At 61.2% G+C, this 16,455-nt stretch carries 9 protein-coding genes and 5 pseudogenes; 9 read left to right on the top strand and 5 right to left on the bottom strand.

The window, feature by feature from the left end; all coding sequences use genetic code 11:
* Positions 1 to 119 precede the first annotated feature (119 nt).
* A pseudogene (locus RALTA_RS27870) lies at positions 120 to 1,456 on the bottom strand (IS4 family transposase).
* Between the two features lie 816 nt (positions 1,457 to 2,272).
* Between RALTA_RS27870 and RALTA_RS29595 the strand changes: the two are divergent.
* Positions 2,273 to 2,833, top strand: coding sequence for a hemerythrin domain-containing protein (locus RALTA_RS29595; protein ID WP_115671149.1), 561 nt, complete (start codon positions 2,273 to 2,275; stop codon positions 2,831 to 2,833).
* 148 nt (positions 2,834 to 2,981) lie between these two features.
* Here the strand turns inward: RALTA_RS29595 and RALTA_RS30500 are convergent, their stop codons facing one another.
* On the bottom strand, positions 2,982 to 3,125 hold the full coding sequence (locus RALTA_RS30500) for a hypothetical protein (protein WP_198053012.1): 144 nt from the start codon (positions 3,123 to 3,125) through the stop codon (positions 2,982 to 2,984).
* A 95-nt stretch (positions 3,126 to 3,220) separates the two neighbouring features.
* On the opposite strand from RALTA_RS30500, the pseudogene istA (RALTA_RS27865) reads away from it, so the two are divergent.
* Positions 3,221 to 4,773, top strand: a pseudogene (gene istA, locus RALTA_RS27865) (IS21-like element ISRme9 family transposase).
* Between the two features lie 7 nt (positions 4,774 to 4,780).
* The gene (istB, locus tag RALTA_RS27860; RefSeq protein WP_012354650.1) at positions 4,781 to 5,536 is read left to right on the top strand and encodes an IS21-like element ISRme9 family helper ATPase IstB; all 756 of its coding nucleotides are present in this window, start codon (positions 4,781 to 4,783) and stop codon (positions 5,534 to 5,536) included.
* 232 nt (positions 5,537 to 5,768) lie between these two features.
* Here istB (RALTA_RS27860) and RALTA_RS30680 read toward each other — a convergent pair.
* Positions 5,769 to 5,975 (bottom strand): annotated as a pseudogene (locus RALTA_RS30680) (IS110 family transposase); the annotation flags it as partial.
* 89 nt (positions 5,976 to 6,064) lie between these two features.
* Between RALTA_RS30680 and RALTA_RS30890 the strand changes: the two are divergent.
* The 6 genes and pseudogenes from RALTA_RS30890 to RALTA_RS27830 form a co-directional block, all read left to right on the top strand.
* Positions 6,065 to 7,101: pseudogene (locus RALTA_RS30890) on the top strand (IS3 family transposase); the annotation flags it as partial.
* A 28-nt stretch (positions 7,102 to 7,129) separates the two neighbouring features.
* Positions 7,130 to 7,495 carry a hypothetical protein gene (locus RALTA_RS27845; RefSeq protein WP_145987298.1) on the top strand — a complete coding sequence of 122 codons (366 nt, stop codon included), beginning with the start codon at positions 7,130 to 7,132 and terminating at the stop codon, positions 7,493 to 7,495.
* A gap of 308 nt (positions 7,496 to 7,803) precedes the next feature.
* Positions 7,804 to 8,685, top strand: coding sequence for a WD40/YVTN/BNR-like repeat-containing protein (locus RALTA_RS30885; protein ID WP_012354653.1), 882 nt, complete (start codon positions 7,804 to 7,806; stop codon positions 8,683 to 8,685).
* Positions 8,651 to 10,150, top strand: a complete 1,500-nt coding sequence (istA, locus tag RALTA_RS27840; RefSeq protein WP_012354405.1) for an IS21 family transposase — start codon at positions 8,651 to 8,653, stop codon at positions 10,148 to 10,150. Before RALTA_RS30885 ends, istA (RALTA_RS27840) begins: the two co-directional genes overlap by 35 nt.
* Positions 10,147 to 10,983, top strand: a complete 837-nt coding sequence (gene istB, locus RALTA_RS27835) for an IS21-like element helper ATPase IstB (protein ID WP_012354406.1) — start codon at positions 10,147 to 10,149, stop codon at positions 10,981 to 10,983. The genes istA (RALTA_RS27840) and istB (RALTA_RS27835) overlap by 4 nt, the downstream gene beginning before the upstream one ends.
* A gap of 127 nt (positions 10,984 to 11,110) precedes the next feature.
* Complete coding sequence (locus tag RALTA_RS27830; protein WP_012354652.1) at positions 11,111 to 14,110, top strand: beta propeller repeat protein; 3,000 nt, start codon at positions 11,111 to 11,113, stop codon at positions 14,108 to 14,110.
* 409 nt (positions 14,111 to 14,519) lie between these two features.
* Here the strand turns inward: RALTA_RS27830 and RALTA_RS27825 are convergent.
* Positions 14,520 to 14,864, bottom strand: a pseudogene (locus RALTA_RS27825) (Tn3 family transposase); the annotation flags it as partial.
* Positions 14,865 to 15,011: 147 nt separating this feature from the next.
* On the bottom strand, positions 15,012 to 16,112 hold the full coding sequence (locus tag RALTA_RS27820) for an IS5 family transposase (protein ID WP_012354651.1): 1,101 nt from the start codon (positions 16,110 to 16,112) through the stop codon (positions 15,012 to 15,014).
* Positions 16,113 to 16,455 lie beyond the last annotated feature (343 nt).

The following is a 16,455-nucleotide window of genomic DNA, read 5'->3' as shown; positions in this document are numbered from 1 at the left end:
GCAAATGCACCTCACACCCCAAAAGGAGTTTTGCGTATACGCCACCCAAGACTACCTGTGATTAAGTTTTGGCAGTGGGCGACAGAAGCCGACCTTTAGCGCATTTGGTTACACACATCTCAGTCGTCAAGTTCACGGGCGTACCGAAGACCGGCGGCGAAATCCACCACTCGCTGCAGGCCTTGCCAGATAGTCTTGACTCCGGGTTCGCCGTCGCCTTTGCGCGCCAGGAAGCAGCCGAGCATAGCGACCAAGCGCACGACCTCATTCAGACGCGGTGACGTCTTCGGCGGCTTCTTCTTGTCGAGATTGAATGCCGCGCGCCATTCATCGCGCTCGAACAGCAGCCCTGCATCCAGGTCCGGGCAAGTTCGACCCAGTCGCATCAACCGAGCGATGCGCCATGCCACCACCATGAACAGCGCCAAGGCACGCTCAAGCCGTGCCATCGATGCAAGTTGCAACGCCTCGACTCGACAGCCGTTCTTGAGCACATGAAAGAACAATTCCACCTCCCAACGCGCGCGGTACCAGTCAATAAGCTGCGCGGCCGCGTCAAGGTCGTTCACCTCGCGATTACTCAGCAGTCGCCATTCAATCGGCTTGACGCCTGCCGGCGGGTCGACCTCCCGGGCGACAATACAAGTGGCACTCACCACGCCGCCTGCAGCGTCAGGCAACGCAACACGTTGCGCCCACACCTGCTGCCGTACCGCGCGCGCCGGCTGAGCCTGACGGGCTGCCAGCGTGAAGTGAATCCTGCCCACTGGCTCACCCGCAGTTACTTGCTCCCACAGCTTGCCGCCGCCAGGCAAGGTGCGATTGTGCTGCGAGCGCAGTAGCCAATCCGCCGGGTGGCCCAACTCCTTTGCCTTGATCATCAACGCCATGATGTCCGACTCTCTGTCAGTCACATAGACGAGTCGCGTGGCAGGCAGTGCGGTCGCCTGTTCGGCAACCCGCTCATATCCTTCGGTCCAATGGTACTTTCCTTGATGCCGGGGCGAACGCCATCCGCACCCTTGGGCTCGCGCGCCCCCATGTAGGCGTCAAGCACGCCCAGCGGTTCGCGCGCTGGCGTTACCGCGTAAGTCGGGTGCAGATATAGCTCACGTTGCGCCTCATACGACAGCGGTCCCAGGCCTGCGATGGCCTGGCCGTTAAAGTCCAGCTCCGTCGTGTCTTGGATGCATAGCACCACTTCGCAAGCTCGCATCCGCTCGGCTGAACTCTGCCAATGGGGCGCCAGAATATCGCGCCAGTCCAGTTCATCCTGAGCCAGGAAGCGGTACGCCGCAGCCGTTTCCTCCCAGCCGCCGCATGCGCTGGGTATGCTTGCCGTCGGCTTCTCTGCGAGCCGCTCCGCTAGCAGCACCGCCCGCTTGTTCAGGCGCTGGTCGCCCAAGTCAATGTCCTTGAATTCCGCCGCTGCCCAACTCGTTGCCTCTCGCTGCATGTGCCGCCCAAATTGCAAGAGTGAACGACATTCCGAAAGAGTTTACAACCCCACCCGCTATGTCATTGACCGTAAACGACTTTCTGCAGAGCACCAGCCGCCAGGAGTTGTGTGTAATGAGGTGCCTTTAGCGGGGGCCTGGTCGAAGATATACCACGGCGTTCCTGCTTGCAGTAGTGTGAAAAGCAGCACGGCAACCCATTCACAACAGTAGGGTTGAGAGCTCCTACACACAATTCCGCCTGTCGAAGCAGGCCGGAAATGGTTCTGCCTTTCGCAGTTGTCAAACACCGGCCTGCCGTTTGATTTACGACAAACAGTCGCATCTATGACATTCGATGTCTAATTACATTGCGCATTGCCAAAGCGCCATGCCATTGGCATATATATTGCGATTGGATGTTTCTTGAGAGCCTGCCTTGACGACGCCTATGGTATGAGCGCCCCCCCCGGTTGAAGCCTAGCTCAGAGCCGATATTTAATATCCCCGGTGAAACTCACAAACGATATCGAAATGGCAGACATCTGTACAACTCAATCACTCCGTTCATGGGAAACGAAGCCGATAGGCTGTGTGGCGGTGTACGGCCGGTCAACGATGAGATCACGGTCATGGGGCGCAGGAATAATGCACGAGGAGAACTTGACTGCTCTAGCGCTATCCCCTTGGCATGGACACGGGTTAAACATCACGCGGACTCTGTCTTACTCGCATTTTTGGTTTTTTTAAAGCCACTGGATGTTAGCCTTTGGTAAAAAATTAAAACTTTAACCTAAATTCCAATAACAACCCCATCCCTTGGGATGGCCAACGAAATGAACAATACCATTACTGATTGGCATAATGATCATTTGTACTTCGCTCATTTACTAGACCTACTCCAAAATCAAATCGGGGCTTTTTTTGAGGGACGACATCCTAATTATCGATTGATAGCTAAAATCGTCGAGTACATGTGTGATTATGGCGATCGCATTCATCACCCTCGAGAGGATGTTGCTTTTTCTTTACTGGTGAAGCGAGATCCCGATATACAGCTCGTGGTGAATCGACTTCTACAGGAACATCTAGTGATCGCGGAAACCAGCGCCCAACTACTTGACCACTTCAAGGGCGCCGAATGGGACGTTATAACGCCTAGAGACGTGTTAGTGGCGCAAGCGGCAGTATATCTTGCTTACTATCGCAATCATCTATCTTCCGAGGAAAAGCTAGTCATGCCACGAACAGGGGAGATGCTGACTGCAGAGGATTGGGCCAAAGTCGGTGCCGCCGTCGTTCCGGAGAGCGTTCATCCGGTATGTGGGATAAGTCTTCAGGAGCATTTCGCGACATTGCGCAAGCAAATACATGATGAGGAGCAGTTGGATCGGTGAACTGAATACCGGCGACCCTTTTTCCAAGTCACAAGCGGCATACAAGTTGACACCTTTGACCTCTAATGAGCGATACGTTGTGAAAGCGTTTCGATCAATTAGACTGCGTATTTCGGGGCGCTTGATCAGCGATTTCGGGGGAACGTGATCACCTGTTTCGGCGGGAAGCTGCTCGCTGGTTTCGGCGGAACGTGATCACTTCGACGACGCTGCCGAAATCGGTGATCACGATCCCGAAACGAGTGATCACGTTGCCGAAATAGGTGATCAAGCAGCCGAAACGGGTGATCACGCACCGTAATGGGGCCGGGCAAGGGCTGGGGTGGGACTGCGCATGGACTAGAACGCCGGCGATACGCTGCTTCCTTTTTGCAAGGAAGCAAGCTGATGCCGGCCAACCGGATGACCATGCGCAAGATCAAGGAAGTGCTTCGCCTGAAATGGGCGTGTGGCCTTTCGCACCGGCAGATCGCTAGGGCGACGGGTGTGAGTGTTGGTGCCGTTTCGCAGTACGCGCGATGGCGAAGGCAGCGGGGCTGGATTGGGCGCAGGCGGATAGCCTGAACGAGGATACGCTGGAGCAGCGGCTGTTCGGCGCACAGAAGCCGGCCAACAGCCCGGGCGGACGGGTGACGCCGGACTTCCCCTACCTGCACCGCGAGCTGCGCCGCAAGGGCGTGACACTGCAGTTGCTGTGGGAGGAATACCTGGACGCGAATCCCGGGGTCCCCATTTACCAATACACGCAGTTCTGCTGCCGTTACCGGGACTGGGCAGCGACACTCAAGCGGTCCATGCGCCAGCAGCACCGCGCCGGCGAGAAGCTGTTTGCGGACTTCGCAGGTCAGATGGTGCCGATTCTGGACCCGGAAGGCGGCCTTGCGTTTGAAGCCAGCATCTTCGTCGCTGTGCTTGGCGCGTCGAATTACACATACGCGTGCGCCACCCGGGGGCAGACCACCGCCGACTGGATCGGGGGAATGGTCTGTGCGATGGAATTCGCCGGCGGCGTGCCTGAGCTGCTTGTGCCGGACAACCCGCGCGCGCTGGTGGCTCGCCCTGACCGATACGAGCCAGTGCTGTCCCGAACTGCAGAAGACTTCGTTCATCACTACGGCACGGCCATGCTGCCGGCACGGCCGCGCAAACCGCAAGACAAGGCCAAGGTCGAGACCGGCGTGCTGATCGTCGAGCGGTGGATCCTGGCGCGGCTGCGCAACCATCGCTTTTACAGCTTGGGCGAGCTCAACAAGGCCATCAAGAAGCTCGTCGCCGACCTGAATGACCGACCGTTCAAGAAGCTGCCTGGCACGCGCCGGGAGTGGTTCGAGCGGTTGGACCGGCCAGTGTTGCGACCGCTGCCGCCGCGGCGCTACGAAGTTGCAACGTTCAAACAATGCCGCGTCAACGTCGACTACCACGTCGAGATCGACGGTCACTACTACAGCGTGCCGCATGCCCTGGTGCGAAAGGCGGTCGAGGCTCGCGTAACCCGCCACACCATCGAGATCCTGTACGGTGGCAAACGGGTGGCGCTGCACGCGCGCAATACCCGCAAGGGCAGCCACAGCACGGTCAAGGAACACATGCCGGTGGCCCACCGCGCGCACCTCGAATGGACGCCCGGCCGGCTGCTCAACTGGGCAGCCTCGATTGGGCCCAACGTCGCCGTCATCGTCGAATACCAGCTCACCCACAAGAGCCATCCCGAGATGGGCTATCGCGCCTGCCTGGGTCTGCTGAGTCTGGCCAAGAAGTACAGCAAGGAGCGGCTCGAAGCCGCTTGCGCTCGCGCCGTCGCCATTGGCTCGCTCACGCGTAAGTCTGTGGTCTCCATCCTTGAAAACCATCTGGACCGGCAAGCCACTCTGCCGGTATCGCAAACCGAGTGGCATTCCCCCATGCACGACAACGTGCGCGGACCCGACTACTACCATTAGGAAAACTATGCTGATGCAACACACCGTCGGCCAGCTCAAGGCCCTCAAGCTCGACGGGATGGCGCGGGCCTTCGAGGAACAGTCTGCCCTGACCGCCAGTTCCAGCCTGCCGTTCGAAGAACGCTTCTCCATGCTGGTCGACCGGGAGATTGCTTGGCGCGACACCAGGCGCCTGGAGCGGCTGCTGCGCTCGGCCAAGCTCAAGCACACCCAGGCATGCCTCGAGGATGTGGTCTATGACGGCAGTCGCGGCCTTGATCAGCGGCTGGTCGCTACCCTGGCCAGTTGCGACTGGATCCGCAACGCTCAGAGCCTCATCCTGACCGGGGCGACCGGTGCCGGCAAGTCCTGGTTGGCCTGTGCGTTTGCTCAGCAGGCCTGTCGACAGGGATTCTCTGCTCTCTATCTGCGGGTGCCTCGACTGTTCGAGGAACTGCAGATCGCCCACGGCGACGGGAGCTTTACGCGCCGCCTGGCGCAACTCGCACGCATCGATGTTCTGGTGCTGGACGACTGGGGCCTACAGGAGCCTTCTGAAAGCGCTCGCGGCGATCTGCTGGAAGTTCTGGACGACCGCGTCGGTACCCGCTCGACCATCGTGACAAGCCAGCTCCCGATCGAGCATTGGCACCAGTGGTTGAATGATCCGACGCTGGCTGACGCCATCCTGGACCGGCTGGTCCACCAGGCGCACAAGGTGGCGCTCAAAGGCGAATCCATGCGCAAGCGCACGGCAACCGACGCCAAGAAACGGGCATCGTGATCACCTACGCTACAATCTCCTGACCGCGCAGTACCACCTTCCTTCCCTGATCACGTTCGCCGAAACCGCTGATCACCTTCACCGAAATCCGCACCCAGCTGATTATCGAGCCTTGCGGCTCACGTTCCCTATCGGGTCTTCCTCGTCCCGGTCCAACCTGTTAGCCATCATGCGATCATTGCTTGCGCTCCTTGAGAAGGGTTGATCAGTCCTGGTGTATCCGCTTGGGAGGCTATGATGCAGCTATGGGCAGGTGTGCCTCATATCTCCCTTGCCTGGCCAATACTGCCCAGATGGTCCTGGCGAGTTTGTTAGCTACCGCAGCGACCGCGACGTTGAAGGGACGTCGCTTGAGCAATTCGTCGAGCCAGGCGGTTCCCGCACCTCGAGTGACCACGGATCTGGCGCCGTGTATGAGCAAGGTGCGGAGATAGGTGTCACAGGTGGCGGCGGAAATTCGGACAGTCGGTTAAGTGGAAGAGCTGGGGCCTGAGCCGGCCATAATGGCGGGCATAAAGGATCCAGAAGATGACGAAACGAAGCAGACGGACCCACTCGGCAACCTTCAAGGCCAAGGTGGCCATGGCCGCGCTCAAGGGCGACAAGACGCTGGCGGAATTGGCCCAGCAGTATGACGTGCACCCGAGCCAGATCACGGAGTGGAAGCAACAGTTGGCGGAGCACGCCGCGGACGTGTTCGGCGGCGGCAAAACCAAGACTGCGGCCGAGCCGCCGGTGGACGTGAAGGCGCTGCATGCAAAGATAGGCCAATTGACACTGGAGAACGATTTTTTAGAGCACGCGCTCGGCAAGGCGGGATTGCTGAGCGGAAAGCGATGATTGACCGCGATCACCCGCTGCCGGTGAGCCGCCAGGTCAAGCTGGTCGACATTTCCCGATCGAGCGTCTACTACCAGCCGCGTCCAATCAGCGACGCGGATCTGAGGCTGATGCGCCGGATCGACGAACTGCATCTGGAGCATCCCTTCGCGGGCGCACGCATGCTGGCCCGCCTGTTGCGACGGGAGAGCATCCCGGTCGGCCGCCGGCACGTGCGCACGCTGATGAAGCGCATGGGCATCGAGGCGCTGTACCGTCGCCCCAACACGAGCCGCAAGCATGCGGCGCACAAGATCTGGCCATACCTACTGCGCGACCGGACGATCGATCGCGCCAACCAGGTGTGGGCGCTGGACACGAGCTACATTCCGATGGCGCGGGGCTTCGTGTATCTGATGGCGGTGGTGGACTGGGCGAGCCGCAAAGTACTGGCCCACCGGGTGGCGATCACTCTGGAGAGCTGCCATGCTGTCGAGGCGCTGGAGGAGGCCTTTGCGAAATACGGCACGCCGGAGATCGTCAACACCGACCAGGGCAGCCAGTTCACCGCGACGGGGTTCACAGACGCTGTGCTCGACCGCGGCATCCGACTGTCGATGGACGGCAAGGGCAGTTGGCGCGACAACGTGTTCGTCGAACGCCTTTGGCGCAGCGTCAAATACGAGGAGGTCTACCTGAAAGCCTACGACTCGGTCAGCCATGCGCGCCGCTCTATCGCTAACTGGCCTCGACGTGGAGCGCCTACGACATCTCGTGAACCCTGCTGTCTTCCACAAGGTGCAGGCGAACCGCATCGTGCCCCGTGATCCGGCGCTGACTCCACAGCGCCTGCGGCAGGTGCTCGTCCTGCCTTCGGCGCAGGCAACTTTGCCCGCGGATCTCCAGGAAGCCCTCCAGCGCGACGCTCGCACTGGAGGGCTTGAGCAGATGCGCGTGGTCGCCCAGGGGGTCGAAAGCGCGCGGGAGCACCCTCAGCGCACCGTGGTGATCGAAGGCATGCAACCTGGGCTTACCTATGGCGTGCGCGTCGTGCACGAGCGCGATGCCGAAACCATGACGGCGGCGGAGAACGTATGCCGAGTACCGGTCTGCCCTGCCGATTTCGTGCAGCCGAGGTAAGGGCGGCTTGTCGAAGACATAAAGGGGTTCGCGTCTGTCACCAGGCGCCCTGCGGTCAAGCAATCCGCGGTAAAAATCGCAACGTAAATGGGGGAGGCGATCATGCGTGAAGGTCAGTCTGCTGCCGCCTTGCAGGGGAGCGAACAACAAAGAAGACATGTGCGGTGTAGCCCATTCAGGCAGCGTGTGCGGAGGGCGATTGCCGCCTTCGGCGTTGCATTGATCGCAGGGCTCCCCTGTGGCCCAAGCGCAGGTCAATTGGCGGATCGACAACATCAGCCCACTCAATTCGGACCGCCACACGTCCGATGCAAACAGTGCTAGCGGGGGGGCGCGTCAACAAACTTGGCGCGCATCCCACCAACAACCAGATCTACTTTGCGGCCAGCGAATGGGGCGGCCTGTATCGAACGACCGACGGCGGGCGCAACTGGGTATATGTTCCCGGGCACCGCGCGCAGGCAGTCTGGGATGTGAAGTTCAGTCCGAATAATCCCACGATCCTCGTTGCTACCTCGCGGTTCGACGGCAAGACGACCCCGGACTCCGGGATCAGCGTCAGTCGGGACGGCGGCACCACGTGGACAGTTCCTCCCACCGCGCGCCCCAGTGCGAGTGATTGCCGATTCGCAGTGGACAGGACGGAGCCCGAGGCTTTCGGTATTGCGTTTGACCCCGCGAATGCGAACACGATTTACGTGGGCACAAGCTGCGGTCTGGCGACCAGCACCGATGCTGGCGTCACGTGGCGCTACATTGATCCCACGCCAGCCTATGGGGGCATGCGAGTGTGGAGCGTCATCGTCCACCACGGTGTTGTCGACATCTGCGGTGACGAGGGGCACCTGCGCTCCACCGACAATGCGGCCACCTTCATTGGTGGTGGTGCAGAGCCGGCAGGCTTATGTTCACTGGCAGCCTCTCCCGACGAAGGCAACGTGATTTTCCTCTCGGTCGGCACGCAAATCTTCGAGAGCCGGGACGGCGGCGCGACCTGGCTGGGCGGCGACAATCATTTTGTCCGGCGTAGCGACAAACATCTTGGCCGGTGGCGGGAACTCGGAGGCGGCGTAGCCGCCGGAGAGTTTCCGCCACCGGCGGCGCCGAGTTGGCCGGGTTCTACGATGGCTGATCGCATCAATAAGCGGTCAGTCCATGTCTGGAACCCGTATTACCGACCAACAGGTTAGCCTCTACATGTCCAAACGCAAACAGCATACCCAGGAGATTGCCGCTGCCAAGGCCGGCATCAGTGTGCGCAGTGCCCGGCGTATCGAACGTGATAGCCAACTGCCTTCGCAGAAGCCCCGCCGTTACTGGCGCTCGCGGCCCGATCCATTCGTCGAGGTCTGGGACACCGAGGTCGTGCCGATGCTTGCTAGCGAGCCGCGCCTGCAAGCCATCACCATTCTGCGCAAGCTCCAGGACGACCATCCCGACCAATACCCTGACAGCATGCGCCGCACGCTCGAACGGCGCATCAGCAAGTGGCGGGCTGTGTCTGGACCGGCCAAAGAAGTCTTCTTCCCACAGGAACACGCGCCGGGGATCCGGGCACTGTCGGACTTCACCGATATGCAGGCGCTGGGCATCACCATCTCCGGCGTTCCATTCCCTCACCGCCTGTATCACTTCGTGTTCGCGTTCTCGCGCTGGGAGTACGCCCAAGTGGTTGAAGGCGGAGAGAGCTTCGAGGCGCTGTCCTCGGGCTTGCAGAACGCGCTCTGGCAGGCCGGCGGCTGCCCGCGAGAACATCGCACCGACAGCCTCTCGGCGGCGTTCAAGAACCTGAAGGAGCAGGAGGACTTCACAACGCGCTACGAAGCCCTGCTGGACCACTATGGGATGACCGGCACCCGTAACAACCGCGGCCTGGGCCACGAGAACGGCAGTGTGGAATCATCCCACCGCTATCTGAAGGAGGCTGTCGACCAGGCACTGATGCTGCGCGGCCACCGGGACTTCGAGGATCGAGCCGCCTATGAGGCGCTCCTGCGCGAGGTCGTGATGCGTCGTAACCGGCGTCATGCAGCGGCGTTCCGTCTCGAGCGCGAGCAGTTGACGGACCTGCCTCCCCGGCGCACGACGGACTTTGCCGAAGAGGAAGCGCGTGTCACCCGTTGCAGCACATTCACCGTGCGCGGCATCCTCTACAGCGCGCCGTCCCGCCTGATTGGTCACCGTCTGAAGGTGCGTGTGTACGGCGACCGACTGGACTGCTACCTGTCCGGAGCCATGGTGTTCAGCACTCCTCGGGGCTCCCACGCCGCGCACAGCACCCGCCGCGCTATCGACTATCGGCACTTCATTGAGGGGCTCAAACGTAAGCCGCAGGCCTTCAAGGGCCTGGCGTTCCGGGACGATCTGTTCCCTCGGGAGGCCTATCGGCGAACCTGGGAGCAGCTTGATGCCCGGCTGTCGCAACGCGACGCGTGCAAGACGATGGTTGGCCTGCTTGAGCTGGCGGCCATGGACGGTATCGAAGCCGTGCTGGCCGTGCGCCTGGAAGCCATGTTGGGCGATGGTGATCTGCCGGATCTGGAAGCGCTGCGCGAGGAGTTCTCGCCGCGGCAAGCCGATCACCCCGTCATCCATGTCCAGATGCCGGCGACCAGTTGCTACGACGCCCTGCTGGGCCAGGGGGTCGCAGCATGAACGCGCCGCTCCCAATTGATGCCGCCCGCCTGACGTTGATGCTCAACGAACTGCGCCTGCCCACCATTGGCCGGCTCTGGCCAGAGTTCGCACAGCGCGCCGACAAGGAAAGCTGGCAGGCAACCCGGCTGCTTGGCGCCTTGCTCGAACACGAACTGGCCGAACGGGCCAAGCGGCGTATCGAACGACACCGAACCGAATCCCGCCTGGATCCAACCAAGACGCTGGCTGCCTTCGACTTCAGTGCTGTGCCCATGGTCTCCAAGGCGCACGTGATGGCACTGGCGAGCGGTGATTCCTGGCTGGAGAAAGGTGCCAATGTGTTGATCTTCGGCCCGCCGGGCGGTGGGAAGAGCCACCTCGGATCGGCCATCGGGCATGCCCTGATCGACGCTGGGTACAGGGTACTGTTCACGCGTACCAGCGAGATCGTCCAGAAGCTGCAGGCAGCCAGGCAGAGCCTGCAGTTACCTGCAGCCCTGGCCAAGCTCGACCGCTTTGACCTGATCATCCTGGACGACCTGTCGTACGCCCGCAAGGACCAGGCCGAAACCAGTGTCCTATTCGAACTGATCGCCGAGCGCTATGAGCGGCGCAGTCTGCTGATCACGGCCAACCAGCCGTTCTCAGGCTGGGACAACGTGTTCCCTGACCCCGGCATGACCATCGCCGCGATTGACCGACTCGTCCACCATTCGACGATCTTTGAAATGAACGTCGAAAGCTACCGTCGGCGCACCGCAAGCGACAAGCAGTCTGCTCGCCGACGACAATCATCCAGCGACAACGACAATCACCGCGACATCGATAACGGAGCGACAACCATGACCTAACACTCACCGACAATCATCCCGGCCAACCGGCCAAAATGATTGTCGCTGGACCGGCCGTCCTGCTTGACGCTATCTAACCTGGCCCACACAATTCTCCAACCCCGGCCCCCAGGGGCGCATCCCGTTCGTGAAGGTGAACGATCGCGACGGGCGCGCTTTCGATCTGTGGTTCGGAGACACTCAACTCTATCGAGCGGCCTGCGCGACGCCAACGAACACAGCGTCGACGGCGGCTCGTTGTCCCGCCAGTTCGGCGTGGGCAGCCGCGCAGACCGGGGCGCACTGGGACGTTGGTGACATTGCCTTCAATACGGCCAGCGGCCTCAACGCGTGCCCCGCCCTGTTCTCCAACGACGGCGGCATCTACTTCAACCAGCGCACGGGGGCAGACTGCCACGACCCGCGCTGGCAGCAGCAAACGACGACCGTCACCGCGCTATGGCTCTGGTCGATGGCCGGCAATGAACGCGCAGCGCAGGGCGAGAAAGGCGTCTACATCGGCCAGCAGGACTCTGGTGGCTTTGGCACGCGCGACGGCGGAAAAGCGACGCGGGACTGGAACAGCCCGACATGTTGCGATGTCTTTGATGTAGAAGCCGAAGCCGGTCGGGTGGTCTACACCGTCTGTCGCTTCAACGTGGCGCCCGCCACGCGCATGTTCCTCGACGGCGACGCGATGAGCAGCGGCACTGAAATCCAAACCTATCCGGCCGGCAGCCTCACAGGATTCAAGGACAACCGATCCCTGGTGAACTACGCCAGCAACAGCTATGCGGTGGTCACCAGCAGCGGTGTTTTTTTCACCTCCAACATCTCGAGCAATACGGTGACCTGGCGCACGCTGGGCACGGGCGCGCCAGCCAACGCCTGCGGCATCAACGTGTCCAGGCGCAACGATGGCACCTCGGTGTTCTACCTGCGCGCGGGCATCGGAGCGTGCAACCTGGGCGGCACGGGGTCGCTCTGGCGACACGAAGGTGCGACTTCGATCGGCGCCTGGGTGCAGGTGGCCCGCAATGGCAATAGTCAGTTCGGTGCGTTCGGGGTCGACCGTTCCGACTTCAACCACATCATCGCCAACGACCTTTCGGGGGCCTCACCCTCGATGGTGCGCACGATCGACGGTGGCGCCAATTGGGCAGTCGTTCCCGGCATCGACACACTGCTGACGGGCAACGGCGCATTCCTGGCCCGCGTCCAGCAGGGGTTTGGTGCGTTCGGTACCGGTAATGGCTATCCGCAGGCCTCGCTGGTTGCGATCAACCCGCGCAACCGCAGCGTGATCCTCATTGGTGGGCAAGACTCGGGCCTGTACCTGAGCGCAAATGGGGGAACGAGTTGGACGCCACTTACCGATCCAGTCAGCAACTCGACGCTGCGCCCACACATTTCCCGGCCGCTGTTTGCGCACTTTGAATCGCTAGGTAATGAACGGATGAATGTCTATGTCGGCGCGCGCGGCCGCGGCGTCTGGCGGGTGGGCGTGGACATCGAGAGCCGTTGGGCGGGCGCAATCTGGCGCTCGACCGGAGCCCCCTGCGTCGGCGACAGCTGCCCCGGATGGCAGATGCTGGATAACAACATCCGCACCGTGCAGATCGCCGCTGGCGGCGAGCGTCTCTACCAGTTGCACCTCGATGGCCGCATCTGGCGCTCGAACGGAACACCTTGCAACGTCGACAGCTGCCCCGGCTGGCAGATGTTCGATAATAACCCGAAGACGGTGGCGATCGCGGCCGGTGGCGCGGATCTCTATCAACTGCACAACGATGGCCGGATCTGGCGATCTACTGGCGTCGCGTGCTCGGGAGAAAACTGTCCGGGCTGGCAGCGGCTGGACAACAACCCGGCCACTGTAGCCATCGCCGCCAACGGCAACAAGCTCTACCAGCTCCACCGGGACGGCCGCATCTGGGAATGGACCGGCAGTCCGTGCAGAGGTGACAGTTGCCCGCACTGGCGCATGCTCGACAACAACCCGGCCACCGTGGCCATCCGGACCGCGGACGGTATGCTGTATCAGATGCATTTCAACGGCCGGATCTGGCGTTCGACGGGCCAAGCCTGTGCTGGCCAGAGTTGTCCGGGCTGGGTGCAGCTTGACAACAACCCCGCCACGGTCGACTTCAGTGCCAACGCAGGTGGCCTGTTCCAGCGGCACCGCAACGGATGGATCTGGCGCTCGAACGGCGCCGCATGCTCCGGTCAAAATTGCCCGGGCTGGGTGAGGATGGACAACAACCTCCATTCCACCGCTATTGCAGGCGGTGTCTACCAGATGCACCATGACGGACGCGTCTGGAGGTTCACCGGCTCGCCTTGCGCCGGCGAAGCTTGTCGAGGCTGGGACATGCTGGACAACAACCCGCGTACAAAGCTGGTGGCGGCAGCAGATGGCGAGAACGCCCTGCTGTATCAACTCCATGCGCCCAAACTGTTCCAACTGCATAACGACGGCGCGATATGGCAGTCAATCGGCGGGGCTTGCACCGGTGAGTCTTGTCCGTCATGGCAACGGCTTGACAACAATCCGAACACGAAGGCACTTGCCGCGAGCGGTGGCAGGTTGTATCAGCTGCACCGCGACGACCGCATCTGGCGATCGATCGGCCGACCCTGCACTGATGACATTTGTCTTGGCTGGGAGTTGCTCGACAACAACCCGAGCACGACCAAGATCGTCTCGTCTGCGGGCCAGCTCTTCCAGTTGCACAGCAACGGACAGGTGTGGCGCTTCACTGGCCAGGCCTGCAGCGGCGAGAGCTGTCCCGGCTGGGTGCGTCTCGATCAGAATTCGGCTACGCGCGACATTGTGGCGGGTGGTGGGCAGCTGTACCAACTGCACGACAACGGTCGGATTTGGCGTTGGACCGGCGTCAACTGCACGGGCGAGTCTTGTCCCGGTTGGATCATGCTCGACAACAACCCGCAAACCAGAAAGCTCGTCGCGGCTGGCGGACTGCTGCATCAGCTGCACGACAATGGTCGGATCTGGACGCACACCGGCGTACGGTGTTCCGGGCCGTCGTGCCCAGGATGGCAAATGATGGACAATGACCCGCGCACGGTCGACATCATTGCAGGGGGGCGCGAGTTGTATCAGCGTCACGACGATGGGCGAATCTGAGAGTCCACCGGCCAGAAATGCGCAGTTCAATCGTGTCCTGGATGGCGGCTGATGGACAATAATGGACACGCGCAAACGATTGCAGGTGCAGCTGGTGTGCTGTACCAGTTGCATGACGATGGAGCCATCTGGCGCAGCGATGGCAAGCCATGCAACGGACAGAGCTGTCCTGGCTGGGCGCGGCTTGACAACAACCCTAGAACTGGGACGATCCTCTCGGCTGAGGACTGAGCTAACACACCGAGGGGAGAAGGTTGTCGCGATAAGGAGGTAGTGCCAGCCGGGAGTCGCGGGGGTGCTAGGATTATGCGGCCAGCGAGCAAAGTTGCTCGGCAGCGGTCCGGGGTCCGGTCGTCTGCCCCCGTTTTGGCGCGGTCTCCATCAACCACTGCGCAAATCCATTGAACTATTCGCTCTTGTTCGTTGCGGCATGAATGGTGCGACGGAGTTCCGGGTCGTCCAGGTACTTCAGCAAGAACACCGTGCGGATGACGCGGCCCAGCTCCCGGAACGCAAAGTATAGCTTATTCTTCGTACTCTCCGAACCCAGCCGGCGCAGGATGGTCGACGGCGGCATCTTGCCGGCCTTGATCGAGACGGCAACCCGCATCATGTCGGGGTAGTGTCGTTGGATCAGGTCCCAGTCGATGGACCGGCGGCACAGGCGCTCGATATGGTCGTATCGGCGTCGTCGGTCCGCCTTGTACAGCACAAGGTTCTTGATATTGCGCATGCGAGGTATCAGGTTGATGCCTCTAGCAGGCTGCTGAAGTACTCATCGCGCTAGCGATGAGTTTTTCCCCGCAAGGCGGGGAGCGCTGTTTTTCACAATCCGGAAGCCGGACGTCACTGCCTCGGCTTTTTCCGCGTTTTGGCGCCCATTCCGGCCTCATTAGCGCGATTACTGCAACTGCGGACGGATTTGTCCCAGCGAGCGCATGCGCACGAGGTGGTAGGCGGCCATGCTCAGCACAAACATCTGATCGACTTTCTTCAGACCGCGCACCATCACCTGACGCATGCGCCCCACGGTCTTGACCCACCCGAAGCCCTGTTCGATCAGCTTGCGCTTTTGTTGCGAGACGGCATAACCGGCGCTGGAAGCAATGGCATCAGGAACGGCCGAGCGACGACCCGATGTGTTCTGCGCCACGTGGGGCGTCACCTTCATTTCCAGGCAGGCCTCAATGAACTCGTGCGCGTCATAGCCCTTGTCCGCGCCCACGGTGACTTCCACATTCAGGTCTTCAATCACCTGCCTGGCATCGTTAAGCATGACCTTTGCGGCCTCCCGCTCGGCGTGTCCGTCCGCCTTGGTCACCATGGCGCTAACCACCAGGCCATGGCGGTTGTCGCTCAGGGTATGACCCATGTAGCGCAGCTCACTGGATGTCTTGCCCTTGCGGTAGAGCTTGGCATCGGGATCGGTCTTGGATTCGTGTGTCTCGTTGCTGCGCTTGCGACCTTTGAAGCTGCCGCCGGCGTCATCGTCTTGGTCGTCGCCATCCTTGCGCACGAAGCTCTTGTGGCCTGCCCACGCCTGTATCAGCGTGCCGTCCACGCTGAAGTGCTCACCCGACAGCCAGTTCTTCTTCTGCGCGATGGCCAGCACCTCGTTGAAAAACTGGATCACCGCATCATGCTTGATCAGTCGCTCGCGGTTCTTGGTGAAGACCGTGGGCACCCAAACTGAGTCGTCCATCGACAGCCCGATGAACCAGCGAAACAGCAGGTTGTATTGCGTCTGCTCCATGAGCTGGCGCTCAGAGCGAATGCTGTAGAGCACCTGCAGCAGCATGGCCCGCAGCAACTTCTCCGGCGCGATACTGGGGCGGCCACCCTTGATATCGGCCTCGTACATCTGCGCGAACAGCCGGTCCATCTTCACCAGCGCCTGGTTGGCCATAGTCCGGATCGAGCGCAGCGGATGGGACTGCGGCACGAAATCCTCCAGCCTCCGCATAGTGAACAAGCTTCCCGTGAAGGTATCTGCGCCGCGCATGAATGTGGGATTGGATGGGATCCTCAAAGCAACGCTTCAGCCAGTCGTCGCGCTGACGTCCGCTGGAGGTATTTCAGCGGCCTGTTAGGGCCGAAAAGCGTGTCGGGACGTCTCCGCATCCCGCCGCGGCGATTCTTTTTGCTTCTCGGTGCTTTGGTCGTGTGGCGATGGAGAAGCGAATTCGAGCAGCGCCAATGAACCCCTCGGAAGACGTTGACCCCTCGGGTTTCATGACACGGATGGTCGCTGATAGCGCATACCCTGATGACTTGGTCTAATTTGCGGATTTCGGTGAAGGTGATCAGCGGTTTCGGCGAACGTGATCAGGGAAGGAAGGTGGTAC

Source organism: Cupriavidus taiwanensis LMG 19424 (genome assembly GCF_000069785.1).
Taxonomy (GTDB): Bacteria; Pseudomonadota; Gammaproteobacteria; order Burkholderiales; family Burkholderiaceae; genus Cupriavidus; species Cupriavidus taiwanensis.
The sequence above is the reverse complement of the archived record's forward strand: the minus strand, read 5'-3'. Positions and strand labels throughout refer to the sequence as shown.